The organism is Pseudomonas sp. NFX5, assembly GCF_049132125.1.
GTDB lineage: Bacteria > Pseudomonadota > Gammaproteobacteria > Pseudomonadales > Pseudomonadaceae > Aquipseudomonas > Aquipseudomonas marginalis.
The window spans coordinates 255,798-271,358 of the sequence record NZ_JAFMZG010000028.1; the positions used below are offsets into that span (position 1 = coordinate 255,798).

The following is a 15,561-nucleotide window of genomic DNA, read 5'->3' on the forward strand; positions in this document are numbered from 1 at the left end:
TCAGCCGCGCTTGGCACGGTAGATGCGAAAACCATTGCCTTCGGCCTTGACCGCACACACGCCCAGATGCTCTTCGATCAACGGCTGGTACTTGAGGAAGCTGTTAGCCACCAGGCGAAGTTCGCCACCTTTTGCCAGGTGTTTCGCCGCTTTTCGCAGCAGGTTCTCCGTGGCGAAATAGTCGGTGTGCACGCCGACATGGAACGGTGGGTTGCTCAAGATTGCATTCAACCCCATCGGCGCGGCGTCGATGCCGTCACCGGTCAATACCTCGGCTTCCAGACCGTTGGCGGCCAGGGTCAGGCGACTGCTGGCGGCGGCGAAAGCATCCACATCCAGCATCGTTACGCTGTTGTGCGGGTAGCGACGTTTGACCGCCGCTCCCAGCACACCGGCGCCGCAACCGAAGTCGAGCAAGTGGCCGCTCGGCAGTTTGTCCAAGTGCTCCAGCAACAGCTCGGTACCGCGATCCAGACGGCCGTGGCTGAATACACCCGGCAGGCTCACCACCTTGAGCGGGCCTTCGGCCAGCGGCACATCGAACACCTGCGCCAGGCTTTCCAGCTCGACCGCTTGCGGGGCGTTGGCCACGGTGATTTGCCACAGCTGGCAATGCCGCGCGCTGTCGAGCTTGCGCGGTTTGCCATACGGGGCCATCTGCTTGGCGGCGCTTTCGATACCGCCTTTTTTCTCCCCTACCAGGAACAGCTCTGCGCCGGGCAGTCGCGCTGCCACGGCGTTGAGCAGGTAATCGGTGAGGTCCTTGGACTTGGGCAGGAAGATCACCGCCGCCTCGAACCCGCGCTCGGGCGCATTCACCCCAAACTGGCTGCGCTCCGGGAAGCGCGCGTCGAGCGCCGCCTGGTCGCCGGCATGCCAGCACCAGCCGTGGGCGTTGGGCAGGCGACCCAGCAGGTCGTCGGCGGGCAAGCCCACCAGCAGCAGGTTGCCTTGAAAAAGTTCGGCCTGACGAAGCAGTACTTCACTGCGCGGATCCATGGTCTGCTCCTTGAAAAGGGGCGCAGTTTATCAACTGACGACGCGCAGCGGGGCGCCGCTGAAAAAGCCCCGGGCGTTTTCCGCCAGTTGGCCGACGATACGCTGCCGCGCTTCGCGGCTGCCCCAGGCATTGTGGGGCGTGACGATCAGTCGAGGAATATCGCCGGCCAGCAATGGGTTGCCATTGACCGGGGGCTCAACACTCAGCACATCGGTCGCCGCGCCGCCCAGATGGCCGCTGCGCAAGGCATCGGCCAGGGCCTGCTCGTTGATCAAGCCACCGCGCGCGGTGTTGACGATAAACGCGCCGGGCTTGAGCCGCGCCAATTCACGGGCGCCGATAAAGTCCCGGGTGTGTTCATTGAGCGGGCAGTGCAAGGTGAGTGCGTCCACCTGCGCCAGCAGTTCATCTAGGGGCACGCGGTCGGCACGGGCAGGGCGCCCGGGAATCGCGCCGAGTAGCACGCGCATGCCGAAGGCTTCGGCCAGGCGGGCCACGGCACTGCCCAGTTCGCCATGGCCCAGCAGGCCGAGGGTCTTGCCTTCCAGCTCGACAATCGGGTGGTCCAGCAGGCAGAACTGCTTGGCCTCCTGCCATTTGCCGGCGCTCACATCGCGCTGATAGTCCTGCAGCCGCGTCGCCAGGTTGAGCAACAGCATGATCGTGTGCTGCGCCACCGACGGTGTGCCGTAGCCCTGGCAGTTGCTCACGGTGATGCCGTGGGCGCGGGCGGCTTCCAGGTCAATGTTGTTGGTGCCGGTCGCCGAAACCAGGATCAACTTGAGTTCCGGGCAGGCCGCCAGGGTTTCGCGGTTGAGCGGGATTTTGTTACTGATCGCCACCTGCGCGCCTTGCAGGCGCTCGACCACATTCTGCGGCGTGGTGCCCGTCAACAACTGCAAGTCGCTGAAGCGGGCGTGCAACTCGCTGAGGTCGAGGTCGCCCAGATCCAGGGACGGGTGATCAAGGAAGACGGCGCGGCGATTGTTCGTCATCAACTGTACCTTTTGCGACAGGGTTCGAAGGCGTAATCTGCCGAGCCTATCAGATGAAATAATCCGTTACTTAATGGAGTGAGTATGTACGCCGCCGAGTTTTTGACCGTAGCCCTGATTCACCTGTTGGCGGTGGCCAGCCCCGGCCCGGATTTTGCGGTGGTGGTGCGTGAGAGCGTGACCCACGGCCGCCGCGCCGGAACCTGGACTGCGTTGGGCGTGGGCTCGGCGATTTTCCTGCACGTGGGCTATTCGTTGCTCGGCATCGGCCTGATCGTGTCCCAGTCCATCGTGTTGTTCAACGCACTGAAATGGGCGGCCGCCGCCTACCTGCTGTACATCGGCTTCAAGGCCCTGCGCGCCAAACCGGCCAAGCCTGCCGTCGAGGGCGAGTTGCACCGCGAAGCGGGCGAGCGCACCCCGCGCGGCGCGTTTACCGCAGGCTTCGTCACCAACGGCTTGAACCCCAAGGCGACGCTGTTCTTCCTGTCGCTGTTCACCGTGGTGATCAACCCGCACACACCGCTGGCGATCCAGGCCGGCTACGGCGTGTACCTGGCGGTGGCGACGGCGTTGTGGTTCTGCCTGGTGGCGATGTTGTTCAGCCAGCAGCGCGTGCGCGCCGGGTTTGCACGGATGGGGCATTGGTTTGATCGGACCATGGGAGCGGTGTTGATTGCGATTGGGGTGAAGTTGGCGTTTACCAGCGCGAAATAAACGCTGTTCTCAAGTAAACACAATCCAGTGTGGGAGGGGGCTTGCTCCCGATGGCGGTGCTTCAGTCGACACGTGTATTGACTGATTCACCGCCATCGGGAGCAAGCCCCCTCCCACATTTGACCTCCATTGTCCCTGAATAATGGCTCAAAGCTAGCATTCCCCAGCCTCTGCAAATCATTCCTTTGGCTGATTTGTCTGACACATAACGTCTCTACAGTGCAGGTCTTCAAGCCAAGACCGTGCAGTCATAAAAGGGATTCGTATGTTGCAGACCCGTGTTATTCCGCCCGCCGAAGGTGCGTATCAATACCCGCTGTTGATCAAGCGCCTGTTGATGTCCGGTACCCGTTACGAGAAGACCCGGGAAATCGTCTACCGCGACAAGCTGCGCTACACCTACCCGACCTTGATCGAGCGCGTCGCGCGCCTGGCCAACGTGCTCACCGCAGCCGGGGTCAAGGCCGGTGACACCGTGGCGGTGATGGATTGGGACAGTCATCGTTACCTGGAATGCATGTTCGCCATCCCGATGATCGGCGCGGTGATCCATACCATCAATGTGCGCCTGTCGCCGGAACAGATTCTCTACACCATGAACCACGCCGAAGACCGCTTCGTGCTGGTCAACAGCGAGTTCGTGGGGCTCTACCAGGCCATTGCCGGGCAGCTCACCACCGTCGACAGGACGCTGCTGCTCACCGACGGCGAAGCCAAGACCGCCGAGTTGCCCAACCTGGTCGGTGAGTATGAAACCCTGCTGGCCGCCGCCAGCCCGAAGTACGATTTCCAGGACTTCGACGAACACTCCGTCGCCACCACCTTCTACACCACCGGCACCACCGGCAACCCCAAGGGCGTGTACTTCACCCATCGCCAACTGGTGCTGCACACCATCGGCGTGGCGACCATCATGGGCAGCGTCGACAGTGTGCGCCTGCTGGGCACCAACGACGTGTACATGCCGATCACGCCGATGTTCCACGTGCATGCCTGGGGCCTGCCGTATGTGGCGACCATGCTTGGCCTGAAGCAGGTCTACCCCGGCCGCTACGACCCGGAATACCTGGTGGAGCTGTGGCGCAAGGAGAAGGTCACCTTTTCCCACTGCGTGCCGACCATCCTGCAAATGGTGCTCAACGCCAAGGCTGCCCAAGGCGTCGATTTTGGCGGCTGGAAAATCGTCATCGGCGGCAGTGCGCTCAACCGCACGCTGTATGAGGCGGCGAAGGCCCGTGGGATTCAGCTGACCGCCGCGTACGGCATGTCCGAGACCGGCCCGCTGGTGTCCTGCGCCCACCTCAACGAAGAACTGATGGCCGGCACCGAGGACGAGCGCATCAGCTATCGCATCAAGGCCGGCGTGCCCGGGCCGTTGGTGGAAGCGGCGATCATGGACACTGAGGGGAATTTCCTGCCCGCCGACGGCGAGTCCCAGGGTGAGTTGGTGCTGCGCGCGCCGTGGCTGACCGAGGGGTATTACAACGAGCCGCAGAAGGGCGCCGAGCTGTGGGCGGGTGGCTGGATGCACACCGGCGACGTGGCCACCCTCGATGCATTTGGGGTGATCGATATCCGCGACCGCATCAAGGACGTGATCAAGACCGGCGGCGAGTGGATCTCCTCCCTGGCCCTCGAAGACCTGGTCAGCCGTCACCCGGCGGTACGCGAAGTAGCGGTGGTGGGCATCGCCGACCCGCAGTGGGGCGAGCGCCCGTTTGCGTTGCTGGTGGTGCGTGATGGCCATGAGATTGGGGCCCGCGAGCTCAAGGAACACCTCAAGCCTTTTGTCGAACTGGGCCATCTGAGCAAGTGGGCGATTCCGAGCCAGATCGCCGTTGTTACGGAAATTCCCAAGACCAGTGTCGGCAAGCTCGACAAAAAACGTATCCGTATTGACATCATTGAATGGCAGGCCAACAACAGCACCTTCCTGTCCACCCTCTGAGCCGATTTGCCGTGCCCTTGTGGCACGGCGATGCTCTATCTCGCGCCTTCACTTGTGATTTGCCAATTTTCAGCCATCCTTGCCGCGTCGGCCTTCGCCGACATGGCGAAAGGGCTGTGGCAGACGGGTTGGTGATGCAAATCACACTTTAGAGGGATCAAGCGGTACCCCCTGCTGGCTATAGTCCCACCCAGAGTTTTTCAAGGATGCATCGCTTCGGGCCATGGAGGTTCAGTTGCCAGGCGGCATTGGAATCGTTGTATTCCGGCCGTTACAAGCATCACAGAACAAACTCACTGCCATAACAATAATGCACATGGAGTAGCGTCGATGACCTCAGTAAACCAGTTCTGGCGCCGGGCAAGACTGCCCCTGGCCGTCAGTCTCGCCTCTACGCTCGCCGGGCCCGCATTCGGCGTCAGTTTCAATATCGGTGAAATCGAAGGGAGTTTTGACTCGTCGCTGTCTGTGGGGGCGAGCTGGTCGACGGCCAAGCCGAACCAGGATCTGATCGGTGCCAACAACGGTGGCAAAGGTCTGTCCCAGACCTCCGATGATGGGCACTTGAACTTCAAGCGCGGTGAAACGTTCTCGAAGATCTTCAAGGGCATCCATGACCTGGAATTGAAATACGGCGATACCGGCGTATTTGTGCGCGGCAAGTACTGGTATGACTTCGAACTCAAGGACGAAAGCCGTGAGTTCAAGGACATCAGCGACAACAACCGCAAGGAGGGCGCCAAGTCCTCCGGTGGGCAGATTCTCGACGCCTTCGTCTATCACAACTATGCCATTGCCGATCAGCCGGGCAGCGTGCGGTTCGGTAAGCAGGTGGTGAGTTGGGGCGAAAGTACCTTCATCGGCGGTGGTATCAACTCCATCAACCCGATCGACGTGTCTGCGTTCCGTCGTCCGGGGGCCGAAATCAAGGAAGGCTTGATTCCGGTCAACATGTTCTATGTGTCGCAAACGCTGACCGATAACTTGTCGGCGGAAGCCTTTTATCAGTTGGAGTGGGACCAGACGGTTACCGATAATTGCGGGACGTTCTTTTCGCAGCCGGACGTTATCTCTGATGGCTGCGATAACAACCTGCGGGTCTTGAGCAAGCGCTCGCGCATTTCGCCTCTGGCGTATCCAACCCTCAACGCTGCTGGTGTTGATGTGAATGAGGAGGGCGTATTGGTGCGCCGTGGTCCTGACCGCGATGCTCGTGACAGTGGCCAGTTTGGCGTGGCGATGCACTACAACTTTGAGCCGCTGGACACCGAATTCGGCGCGTACTTCATGAACTATCACAGCCGTGCGCCGATTTTCAGTGCACAAGGTGCGCCAGCTTCGGCATACACGCGGCCTCTGGGGCCCTTGGCGGCATTGCGTCCAGTGATTGTGGCGGGTAGCTCTAACTACTTCGTCGAATACCCAGAAGATATCCGCCTCTACGGCTTGAGCTTTTCCACCACCCTGCCTACGGGGACCGCCTGGAGCGGTGAGTTGAGCTATCGGCCAAATGCGCCCGTGCAGTTAAGTACCACCGACATCCTTTACGCCGGTGTTACGCCCATTATTGGTTTTGGCAATGCCTCTGTGCTCAAGGGCTCGGCCGGTCAAGACTTGCATGGTTACAACCGTAAGGAGGTCACGCAGTTCCAGACCACGTTCACGCACTTCTTTGATCAGGTAATGGGCGCAAGCCGCTTGACTACGGTGGGTGAGATCGGTGTGACTCACGTGGGCGGCCTGGAAAGCAAATCCGAGGCGCGTTATGGGCGCGACCCGGTGTTTGGTCCAGGCACATTGCCCGGTGGTTTCTGTAACACGCTCAATAACTCGACCGCTGTGGGCGCCGGCCTGGGTAACGCCAACGGGCTGAATACCAACTGCAACAATGATGGCTTTACCACGGCTACTTCCTGGGGTTATCGCGCCCGTGCTATCTGGGAATATCCGGACGTTTTCGCCGGCGTAAACCTTAAGCCAAACGTGGCATGGTCCCATGACGTCAAGGGGTACTCCCCAGGTCCTGGCGCCAACTTCGAAGAGGGCCGCAAAGCCGTCAGCCTGGGCCTGGATGCCGAGTACCAGAACACCTACACCGCCAGCCTCAACTACACCAACTTTTTCGGTGGTGATTTCAGCACGGTGAATGACCGCGACTTCGTCGCCCTGAGCTTCGGCGCCAACTTCTAAGCACACTGTATTTTCAGGAAGACCAGAACATGAAAATAACCAAAAGTCTGTTGCACGTGGGTGTGCTTGGGCTGTCGATCCTGGCGAGCAATGTCATGGCGGCAGTGTCGGCGGATGAAGCCGCCAAGCTGGGCACGACGCTGACACCGATGGGCGCGGAAATGGCCGGTAACGCGGCCGGCACCATCCCGAAATGGTCGCCGATGCCGACCAACGCCGGCGCTGTGGATACCAAAGGTTTCCTCGCCAACCCGTACGCCAGTGAGCAACCGCAGTTCACCATCACCGCGCAGAACGTCGAGCAGTACAAGGACAAGCTGGCACCGGGGCAGTACGCGATGTTCAAGCGTTACCCGGAGACCTTCAAGATGCCGGTCTACCCGACCCATCGCGGCGCTACCGTGCCGGCCGATGTGTTCGCCTCCATCAAGAAGAACGCCACCACCACCAACCTGGTGTCTGGCGGCAACGGCCTGGAGAACTTCGAAACCGCCATACCGTTCCCGATCCCGAAAAGCGGCGTGGAAGTCATCTGGAACCACATCACCCGTTATCGCGGCGGCAGCGTGACCCGCCTGGTGACCCAGGCCACGCCGCAAACCAACGGCTCCTACAGCCTGGTGTACTTCCGCGACCAGTTCGTGTTCCGTGACAAGATGAAGGACTTCGACCCGAAAAACCCGGGCAACATCCTGTTCTACTTCAAGCAGCAAGTGACCGCGCCGGCACGTCTGGCCGGTGGTGTGCTGCTGGTGCACGAAACCCTGGACCAGGTGAAGGAACCGCGTTCGGCGTGGGTCTACAACGCCGGCCAGCGCCGCGTGCGCCGGGCGCCGCAAGTGTCCTATGACGGGCCGGGTACCGCCGCCGACGGCTTGCGTACCTCCGACAACCTTGACATGTACAACGGTGCGCCGGACCGCTACGACTGGAAACTGGAAGGCAAGAAGGAAATCTACATCGCCTCCAACAGCTACAAGATCGACGATCCGAAGCTCAAGTACGCCGACATCATCAAGGCCGGCCACATCAACCAGGACCTGGCACGCTACGAGCTGCGCCGTGTCTGGCACGTGGTCGCGACCTTGAAGGAAGGCCAGCGCCACATCTACGCCAAGCGTGACTTCTACATCGACGAAGACACCTGGCAAGCCGCAGTGATCGACCACTACGACGGCCGTGGCCAACTGTGGCGTGTCGCCGAAGCCCATGCCGAGAACTACTACGACAAGCAAGTGCCGTGGTACGCCCTGGAAACCCTCTACGACCTGCAGTCCGGCCGCTACCTGGCCCTGGGCATGAAGAACGAAGAGAAGCAGGCCTATGACTTCGGCTTCACCGCCACCACCAGCGACTTCACCCCGGCGGCCCTGCGCCAGGACGGTGTTCGCTAAGCTGCACGAGTAACTCAAGGTGGGAGGGGGCTTGCCCCGATAGCGATGTGACAGTCAGCGCAGCATTGACTGATCCGCCTCTATCGGGAGCAAGCCCCCTTCCACTTTTTGTTTGCGGTGATATTTCTTGTCTCAGTTCTTTTTCAGGCAAATGTTGCAAATATCTACAAACCCGCCGCTTTTACCGCTAGTCTGCGGACATCTGCAATGCCGACAACAGCCTTCTACAAGAGCCCGGCGATGACTGATCTGTCCCGAATCCAAGGGCCTGCCAGCCGGATAATCCCGACCCTGGAAGGTCGCTTCTACAGGCCCCCGCTGCCTGATGGCTACGTGCTGCGCCCGCGCCTGTGTGAACGGCTGGGCGCCGGCCTGGAGGGGCGGTTGCTGCTGGTCTGCGCACCGGCCGGGTTCGGCAAGAGTTCGTTGGCGGTGGAGTTCTGCCAGGGCCTGCCGGCTCACTGGCACAGCCTGTGGCTGGGCCTGAGCCCACGGGACAACGACCCGGGGCGTTTTCTTGAGCGCCTGCTCGAAGGGTTGCAGCACTACTTCCCGGCACTCGGCGCCCAATCCCTGGGCTTGCTGAAAATGCGCCAGCGTCACCAACCCTTTGCGTTTGAAGAGTGGCTCGACGGCCTGCTCGATGAGCTGACCGTGCACCTGTCCACCCGTGCGCCATTATTGCTGGTGCTGGATGACTACCATCTGGCCCAGGGACCGGTGCTGGATCGTTGCCTGCAATTCTTCCTCAACCATTTGCCCGATGGCCTGGTGGTGCTGGTCACCAGCCGCCAGCGCCCGGACTGGCATCTGGCGCGATTGCGGTTGTCACGGCATTTGCTGGAGTTGCACGAGCAAGACCTGCGCCTGACCCATGCCGAATCCCAGGCGTTGCTGGATCGCCACAGCAGCTCCTTGAGTGGTGAAGCCCTCGACAACCTCATCCGCCGCAGCGAAGGCTGGGTGGCCGGCCTGCGCTTTTGGCTGCTGGCGGCTTCCGAAGCCGGCAGCGAGGACGCCTTGCCACAAAGCCTGCACGGTGGGGAAGGGCTGATCCGCGACTACCTGCTGGAAGAAGTGATCGACTGCCTGCCACCCGAAGTGCAGGCGTTCCTGTTCGACACCGCGCCCCAGGAGCGTTTTTGCAGCGAGTTGTGCGATGCCGTGCGCGAAGCCCATGACAGCGCCGAGATCCTGCGTTACCTGCAAGCCCACCAGGTGTTCCTGGTGCCCCTGGACGAGCAGGGGCACTGGTACCGTTATCACCATTTGTTCTCCGACCTGCTGCGCACCCGTCGCGCGAGCAGCAATGTCTTGCCGGCCGCCAGCCTGCATCTGCGCGCGTGCCGTTGGTTCAACGCCCAGGGCTTGATCGACGAGGCGGTGGAGCAGGCGTTGCGTGCCGGGCACCTCGACGTGGCGGCCAACCTGGTGCAGAACCTGTCCGAAGAACAACTGCTGGCCGAGCAGAATGTCGGCATGTTGCTGCGCTGGAAAATGGACTTGCCCGACAGCCTGCTGATCAGCACGCCGCGCCTGATTGTGCTGTACAGCTGGGCGTTGGCACTGGCCTGCCAGTTGGATGCGGCGCAGGAGCTGTCCGCGTACCTCAGTCGCTTCCTGCCGGCGCCCTCGGCCACCGCACAGCGCTCGATGCTGGCCCAGTGGCTGGCGCTGAGCGGGATTATCGCCCGCGGTCGAGGTGACCGTGAATTGACGCAGCGCTATTGCAGCGAGGCGTTGGACAGCCTGCCGCAACGGCGTTACGGCCAGCGCCTGGTGTGCCTGTCGACCCTGTCCAACCTGGCCATTGCCGATGGCGATTTGTGGCGCGCCCGTGGCCTGAACCGTGAATCCCTGGAACTGGCGCAGCGCGTCGGCAACCCGCTGTTCGAAGCCCTGGCCCATTACGACCGTGCACGGGTGCTGCAGGCCCGTGGCGAAATCCTGCGCGCCCTCGACGAGGTGCGCCAGGGCCTGCAGCGCCTACACGGCCTGGCACCGCAGCGACTGTATGCGGTGCGTGCGCGGCTGTCGCTCTACGAAGGCTATTTGCTGTTGGTGCGCAACCAGCCCGAAACCGGCATTGCCCTCCTGCGCGCAGGCCTGGCCGAGGCGCGGGCCTGTCGCGATATCAGCGTGCTGATCGGCCATTGCGTGATCGCCAGCTTCGAAGGGCGGCGCCATGACTTTCCCAAAGCCTTCGCCGAACTCGCCGAAGCCGAGCGCCTGATGCATATCTGGGATGTGCCGCCGATCTACTACCTGGCGATGATTACCCTGATCAAATGCGAACTGTGGCTGGCCCAGGGCCGCACCGACCTGGCGGATGCCTGGCTGACGCGCCTGGGGCAGACTTACCACGGCGAACAGGCCGCCGCTGCACCGGAATTCCACCCGCACTTGCCGCAACATATCGGGCTGCAACAAGCCGCCCTCGATGCCGTGCGCCATCAGCCCCTGGCGGCGCTGGAGCGGCTCGAAGCACTGGCGCAACAGGCCCACGACAGTGGGCGCCAGATGATTGCCCTGATGGCGCTGACCCAGCAGGCGCAGTTGCTGCTGGAGTGCGGTCAGGAAGCCAGGGCGCGGCCGGTGCTGGCCCAGGCGCTTGAGTCGGGCGCCGGGGGCGCGTTACAGCCGTTCCAGCGCTTGTTGGACGGGTATCCGGACTGGATGCGCGAGCAATTGGGCAAAGACCCGCAAGGTGTGTTGCACCAGAGCCTGCTCGCGCTTCTCCCGGCGGCCGTGACGCCCGAGGTCACGACTGGCCACGAAACCCTGAGCACGCGCGAGCTGGCGGTCCTGCAACTGATCGCCCAAGGCTGCTCCAACCAGGAAATCAGCAACCAGCTGTTTATCTCCCTGCACACCGTCAAGACCCACGCCAGCCACATCAACAGCAAACTTGGGGTGGAGCGACGCACCCAGGCCGTGGCGCGAGCCAAGGCCATGGGCTTGCTGGCGTAAGTGCCGGGCGGTTTACGGTGCCGTCGGGCACTGGCCGGCTGACCTGTCGACCGTCTGGCTGACCTGCGCGGCAAAGCGCTTGAGATTGTTTTGATGGGCGAGCACCACGTTGTCGATGCTCGGCCCGGCGGGCGACTGCAACGTGGTCCGGCAGGTCAGCGGTGGGCGCTCGGTGCCCCCGGCCGGGCGCAGGCGCCATTTGACGTCGAGCAGCGCGTACTGGCCGGGCACTGAGTCAAAGCGCTGCACTTCAAGACGCAACAACATCGATTGCCGAGGGTTGCTGTTGGCCAGTTGGTCCACCAGCGCACTCCTCAGCTCATCCGCGAGGCTCGCGGCCCACCACTGGGTTTCCAGGATCGCCACGCCGCTGTCGCCCTGGCGAATCACAATCTGCGGTCGGTCGACCTGGGGGGGAACGGTGATGCTTTCAATCCGGATGCTGCCTGCCTCGGCTCCCGTGGCCGCATTCCAGTGCGCCGGTGTCAGCGTATGAAAGGTAATCGGCGTACTGCTGCACGCCGCCAGCAACAGCAGCATGCCGACCACTGTGATTTTCAACGGAAACGTCATGGCGCTTGCTCCAGGGGTCATTTGCGTGGAGGTCCTTGCAGGTCCAGGGGCGCGGCGTTGTCGGGACGGCCGCGAATCAGCGATTCCGGATGACGGCCCAGGTAGTCCGACAGTTCGCGCAGGGAACGCGACATGCGCCCCAGTTCATCCAGGGTCTGGGTCAGCTGCTCACGCTGCGGTGAGTCCTCGGCCAGGGTCGAACTGGCCGATTGCAGCGTCTTGCTCACGTCAGCCAGGGTGTTCTGCACGCCGGGCAGGGTCTTGGCATTGAATTGGGTCAGGCCTTTGCGCAGCTCGACCAGGTTGCTGTCGAGGTTGCCGGCAATGCGTTCGATCGGCAGTTGGTTGATCTTGTTGACGATGCTCTCGAGTTTTTCCTGCAGTTGCTCGAGGTTGCCGGGAATGGTTGGAATGCTGACCGGGCGCAGGCTGGGGTCAAATTTGACCTTCTCGGCTTTCGGGTAGAAGTCCAGCGCGATGTATAACTGGCCGGTCAACAGGTTGCCGCTGCGCGCCTGGGCGCGCAGGCCATTTTCGATGAACGAGCCGATCAGCCGTACGCCGGCGGCCTCATCGTTGGGGTCATGGTTCATGACCTTGAGCAGTTTGGTGTGGGCCTGCCCGAGCAACTGTGGATAGATCACGATACCGACGTTGAGTGGGAAGCTGCGTTTACTGGCATCGAAGTCCAGGTTGATCGACACCACCTTGCCAAACTCGACGCCGAGGAACTCCACCGGCGCCCCGACCTTGAGCCCGCGCAATGCCTGGTCGAAGCGCAGGGCCATGTATTGCCCCTCGCCATTGGGTGGGGCGAGGGCGCTGTCCTGGTCGTCGAAGAGCTCAAAGGTACGTGCCTCGTCGGCCGGTTTGTCGTTGGGGCTGTACGGCGGTGCCCGAAAGGCGATGCCGCCGACCAGCATGGACGAAAGCGATTCGGTCTTCAGCGCGAAGCCATTGGCGCCGACGCTCAGGTCAACCCCGCTGGCGTTCCAGAAACGCGTGTTTTCGGTGACATAGGCATCATTGGGCGCATGCACGAACACCTCGACGTTGACACCCTTGCCTTCGGCATCCAACTCGTAGGCCACCACCTGGCCGACCTCGATTTTGCGGTAGTACACCGGTGAGCCGATATCCAGCGAACCAAGGGTCTGCGTGTGCAGCGTGAAACGCTTGCCCGGTTCGCCGTAGGTGATGGGCGGCGGGTTTTCCAGGCCTTTGAACTGCTTGGCACGGGTCTCCGATTGGCCGATGTCGGCACCGATGTAGTCGCCGGAGAGCAGGGTGTCGATGCCGGATACGCCGCCGGCGCCGATACGCGGGCGCACCACCCAGAACTGCGAATCGGCGCGGGTGAAGCTTTCGGCCTGCTTGGCCAGTTGAACCGTGGCGTTGACGCTTTTCTGGTCGTCGCTCAAGGCGACGTCGGTCACCTGGCCGATCACCACGTTGCGGTACTTGACCTCGGTTTTGTTCGCGGTCAGACCGCTGCCGGTCTTGAAATTGAGGGTGATGGTCGGGCCCTGCTGGAGGACGCTGTGTACCACCAGCGAAATCCCCACCAGCACCGCGACGATCGGCACGATCCACACCAGCGAAACGCTGAAGCGCCGTGTCTTGATCGCAGGCGATCCTGGGGCTTGCGGGGTGTCAGTGGGATGTGACGTCATCCGCGGTCTCCTTGTTGTGTGGGGTTTCCCAGATCAGCCTCGGGTCGAAGCTCATGGCGGCCAGCATGGTAAACACCACCACCAGGCCGAAAAACAGGATACCCAGGCGCGGCTCGATGGTGCCCAGGGCCTGGAACTTCACCAGTGCGGCCACCAGCGCGACCACGATGACATCCAGCATCGACCAGTAGCCAATCAGTTCGACGAAGCGGAACAGCTTCGAACGTTCCTTGCGTGCCCAAAGGCTATTGCGCTGCACGGTGACCAGCAGCAGGGCCAGGGACACAAACTTGATGCCGGGCACTGCGATGCTGGCGATGAAAATAATCAGCGCGATGTCCCACGCGCCGTGCTGCCAGAACTCCAGCACCCCGCTCATGATGGTGCTGTCCGCCCCCGAGCCGAGCATGCTGGTGTTCATCACGGGCAGGAGATTGGCCGGCACATAGAACGCCAGCGCGGTGAGCATGTAGGCCCAGGTGCGCGTCAGGGAATTGACCTTGCGCCGGTGCAAGGGCGCGCCGCAGCGCTCGCATTCGGTCGGCCCGGCGCGCAGGTCGCAGGACAATCCGCAGCTGTGACAGAGGCACAGGCCGAGCTCGCTGGCCGTCGGCGGTGTGCTCATACGCTGTCCCACAGGTCGCGCACATCACGCCCGGCAATGCGGATCAGCAACAGGCTGAGCACGGCCAGGGCAAACAGGCCGGTGCCGGGGATCACATCAAGCATGCCGGCCAGCTTGAACACCGCCACCATTGCCCCGAGCAGGCACACCTCCAGCATGCTCCAGGGCCTGAGTGCCTCCAGCCAACGCATGCACAATCGGAACGCCGGTGAGCGCTTGCCCGCGAGGGCGAAACTCAAGACCCACATCAGCAGCAGCAACTGGAACACCGGCGCGATGATGATGGAAATGGCCGCCACCAAGGCGATAAACGTGATCGGCCCCAGGCTCAGCGCTACCACCGAATCCCATAGCGTGGCGCTGCTTTTCAGGCCTTGCAGGCTGATACTCATCACGGGATAGAAATTGGCGAACGTCCACAGCACCGCAGCCGTCAGCGTCAGGGCGAGACGCTGTTGCACGGTCAGGCCGTTGTAGCGCTGGAGCACGCCTGCGCAACGTATGCAGTGGGCTTTTTGATGTTTGGCGAGCGTGACTTTTTCGTACACACAGTCGCAGTGCTCGCAGATGATCAGTTGATTCGCCATGGGGATCGCTCCAACGCGGCACGGTGGCGGGGGCCTGGGTTGTTTTTCGATGGCGTGGGCAAGCTTAGCAGTCGCTGCTCTTCAGGTCTGGCAGCGCGTCAACCATACTGTGCGGAATATGCCATAGCGCCCGCAGGAGCATCGATGAATATTGAAAAAGCCGCGCTGATCCGCGAAACCTTCCCGGTCGGCCCGTTGCAGTGCAACTGCACGATCATTGGCGACCCCATTACCAAGAAGGCCATCGTGGTCGACCCGGGTGGCAATCATGAACTGATCCTGGCGCGCCTCGATGCCCTGGGCCTGAAAGTGGTGAGCATCATCCACACCCATGCCCATCTCGATCACTTCCTGGCCTCGGGGCAATTGAAGGAAAAGACCGGTGCAACCCTGCACCTGCACAAGGAAGACCAGTTTCTCTGGGACAACCTGGAGATGCAGTGCCAGATGTTTGGTGTGCCCTACACGCCGGTGCCGTCGCCGGATCGCTGGCTGGCCGATGATGAGGGGTTGGCCTGCGGGTGCGGTGTGGCGCTGCATACACCGGGGCACACGCCCGGCTCGATGAGCTTCTGGTTTGCCGATGCCAAGCTGCTGATTGCCGGGGACACGCTGTTTCGGCGCGGTGTTGGGCGTACGGATTTGTGGGGGGGGGACCAGGCGACGATCGTGCGTTCGATCAAGCAACGGCTCTACACGCTGGACGAGGGCGCTACGGTGGTGACCGGCCATGGCCCGGACACGCGCCTGGGTGACGAGATGCGTGAGAACCCATTTGTGCGGGCGTGAAGCAATGGTTCGAACGGCAATCCGCTGTAGCAAAAACTCAGGCCGCGTTCAGCATGTGTCTGCTACGGTTTCTGTAGCAACGCAAGCCCCGAATGTTTTG

The 15,561-nt window shown here is 62.1% G+C and carries 12 protein-coding genes; 6 read left to right on the forward strand and 6 right to left on the reverse strand.

Annotated elements, in window-relative coordinates; all coding sequences use genetic code 11:
• Both J1N02_RS18315 and J1N02_RS18320 read right to left on the reverse strand, forming a co-directional pair.
• Complete coding sequence (locus tag J1N02_RS18315; RefSeq protein WP_419480316.1) at nucleotides 1-999, reverse strand: methyltransferase; 999 nt, start codon at nucleotides 997-999, stop codon at nucleotides 1-3.
• Between the two features lie 30 nt (nucleotides 1,000-1,029).
• Complete coding sequence (locus J1N02_RS18320; protein WP_027604782.1) at nucleotides 1,030-1,995, reverse strand: 2-hydroxyacid dehydrogenase; 966 nt, start codon at nucleotides 1,993-1,995, stop codon at nucleotides 1,030-1,032.
• 84 nt (nucleotides 1,996-2,079) lie between these two features.
• On the opposite strand from J1N02_RS18320, the gene J1N02_RS18325 reads away from it, so the two are divergent.
• From J1N02_RS18325 to J1N02_RS18345, 5 genes are all read left to right on the forward strand, one after another.
• Complete coding sequence (locus J1N02_RS18325; protein WP_065924273.1) at nucleotides 2,080-2,712, forward strand: LysE family translocator; 633 nt, start codon at nucleotides 2,080-2,082, stop codon at nucleotides 2,710-2,712.
• 265 nt (nucleotides 2,713-2,977) lie between these two features.
• The gene (locus J1N02_RS18330) at nucleotides 2,978-4,660 is read left to right on the forward strand and encodes a fatty acid--CoA ligase (RefSeq protein ID WP_027604780.1); all 1,683 of its coding nucleotides are present in this window, start codon (nucleotides 2,978-2,980) and stop codon (nucleotides 4,658-4,660) included.
• Between the two features lie 330 nt (nucleotides 4,661-4,990).
• Nucleotides 4,991-6,850, forward strand: a complete 1,860-nt coding sequence (locus J1N02_RS18335; RefSeq protein ID WP_092356148.1) for a DUF1302 domain-containing protein — start codon at nucleotides 4,991-4,993, stop codon at nucleotides 6,848-6,850.
• A gap of 29 nt (nucleotides 6,851-6,879) precedes the next feature.
• Entirely contained in the window at nucleotides 6,880-8,244 is a 1,365-nt protein-coding gene (locus tag J1N02_RS18340) for a DUF1329 domain-containing protein (protein WP_421147546.1), read from the forward strand.
• A gap of 240 nt (nucleotides 8,245-8,484) precedes the next feature.
• Nucleotides 8,485-11,214 (forward strand): LuxR C-terminal-related transcriptional regulator, encoded by a 2,730-nt coding sequence (locus J1N02_RS18345; RefSeq protein WP_421147547.1) that lies wholly within the window; start codon nucleotides 8,485-8,487, stop codon nucleotides 11,212-11,214.
• A 12-nt stretch (nucleotides 11,215-11,226) separates the two neighbouring features.
• Here the strand turns inward: J1N02_RS18345 and J1N02_RS18350 are convergent, their stop codons facing one another.
• Genes J1N02_RS18350 through J1N02_RS18365 form a run of 4 tightly spaced genes read right to left on the reverse strand, consistent with a single transcriptional unit; the run spans nucleotide 11,227 to nucleotide 14,672 of the window.
• Nucleotides 11,227-11,787: a PqiC family protein gene (locus J1N02_RS18350; RefSeq protein ID WP_421147548.1), complete on the reverse strand. Its 561-nt coding sequence runs from the start codon at nucleotides 11,785-11,787 to the stop codon at nucleotides 11,227-11,229.
• Between the two features lie 17 nt (nucleotides 11,788-11,804).
• Nucleotides 11,805-13,460, reverse strand: coding sequence for an intermembrane transport protein PqiB (locus J1N02_RS18355; protein WP_098480362.1), 1,656 nt, complete (start codon nucleotides 13,458-13,460; stop codon nucleotides 11,805-11,807).
• Entirely contained in the window at nucleotides 13,441-14,085 is a 645-nt protein-coding gene (locus tag J1N02_RS18360; protein ID WP_098480361.1) for a paraquat-inducible protein A, read from the reverse strand. Before J1N02_RS18360 ends, J1N02_RS18355 begins: the two co-directional genes overlap by 20 nt.
• Complete coding sequence (locus J1N02_RS18365) at nucleotides 14,082-14,672, reverse strand: paraquat-inducible protein A (RefSeq protein ID WP_027604773.1); 591 nt, start codon at nucleotides 14,670-14,672, stop codon at nucleotides 14,082-14,084. The genes J1N02_RS18360 and J1N02_RS18365 overlap by 4 nt, the downstream gene beginning before the upstream one ends.
• A 144-nt stretch (nucleotides 14,673-14,816) precedes the next feature.
• On the opposite strand from J1N02_RS18365, the gene J1N02_RS18370 reads away from it, so the two are divergent.
• On the forward strand, nucleotides 14,817-15,461 hold the full coding sequence (locus tag J1N02_RS18370; protein ID WP_421147549.1) for an MBL fold metallo-hydrolase: 645 nt from the start codon (nucleotides 14,817-14,819) through the stop codon (nucleotides 15,459-15,461).
• Nucleotides 15,462-15,561: the final 100 nt, after the last annotated feature.

Excerpts from the sequence above, each read along its gene's own strand:
- J1N02_RS18315 (WP_419480316.1), bottom strand. The coding sequence starts at position 999 with ATGGATCCGCGCAGTGAAGTACTGCTTCGTCAGGCCGAACTTTTTCAA.
- J1N02_RS18320 (WP_027604782.1), bottom strand. The coding sequence starts at position 1,995 with ATGACGAACAATCGCCGCGCCGTCTTCCTTGATCACCCGTCCCTGGAT.
- J1N02_RS18325 (WP_065924273.1), top strand. The coding sequence starts at position 2,080 with ATGTACGCCGCCGAGTTTTTGACCGTAGCCCTGATTCACCTGTTGGCG.
- J1N02_RS18330 (WP_027604780.1), top strand. The coding sequence starts at position 2,978 with ATGTTGCAGACCCGTGTTATTCCGCCCGCCGAAGGTGCGTATCAATAC.
- J1N02_RS18335 (WP_092356148.1), top strand. The coding sequence starts at position 4,991 with ATGACCTCAGTAAACCAGTTCTGGCGCCGGGCAAGACTGCCCCTGGCC.
- J1N02_RS18340 (WP_421147546.1), top strand. The coding sequence starts at position 6,880 with ATGAAAATAACCAAAAGTCTGTTGCACGTGGGTGTGCTTGGGCTGTCG.
- J1N02_RS18345 (WP_421147547.1), top strand. The coding sequence starts at position 8,485 with ATGACTGATCTGTCCCGAATCCAAGGGCCTGCCAGCCGGATAATCCCG.
- J1N02_RS18350 (WP_421147548.1), bottom strand. The coding sequence starts at position 11,787 with ATGACGTTTCCGTTGAAAATCACAGTGGTCGGCATGCTGCTGTTGCTG.
- J1N02_RS18355 (WP_098480362.1), bottom strand. The coding sequence starts at position 13,460 with ATGACGTCACATCCCACTGACACCCCGCAAGCCCCAGGATCGCCTGCG.
- J1N02_RS18360 (WP_098480361.1), bottom strand. The coding sequence starts at position 14,085 with ATGAGCACACCGCCGACGGCCAGCGAGCTCGGCCTGTGCCTCTGTCAC.
- J1N02_RS18365 (WP_027604773.1), bottom strand. The coding sequence starts at position 14,672 with ATGGCGAATCAACTGATCATCTGCGAGCACTGCGACTGTGTGTACGAA.
- J1N02_RS18370 (WP_421147549.1), top strand. The coding sequence starts at position 14,817 with ATGAATATTGAAAAAGCCGCGCTGATCCGCGAAACCTTCCCGGTCGGC.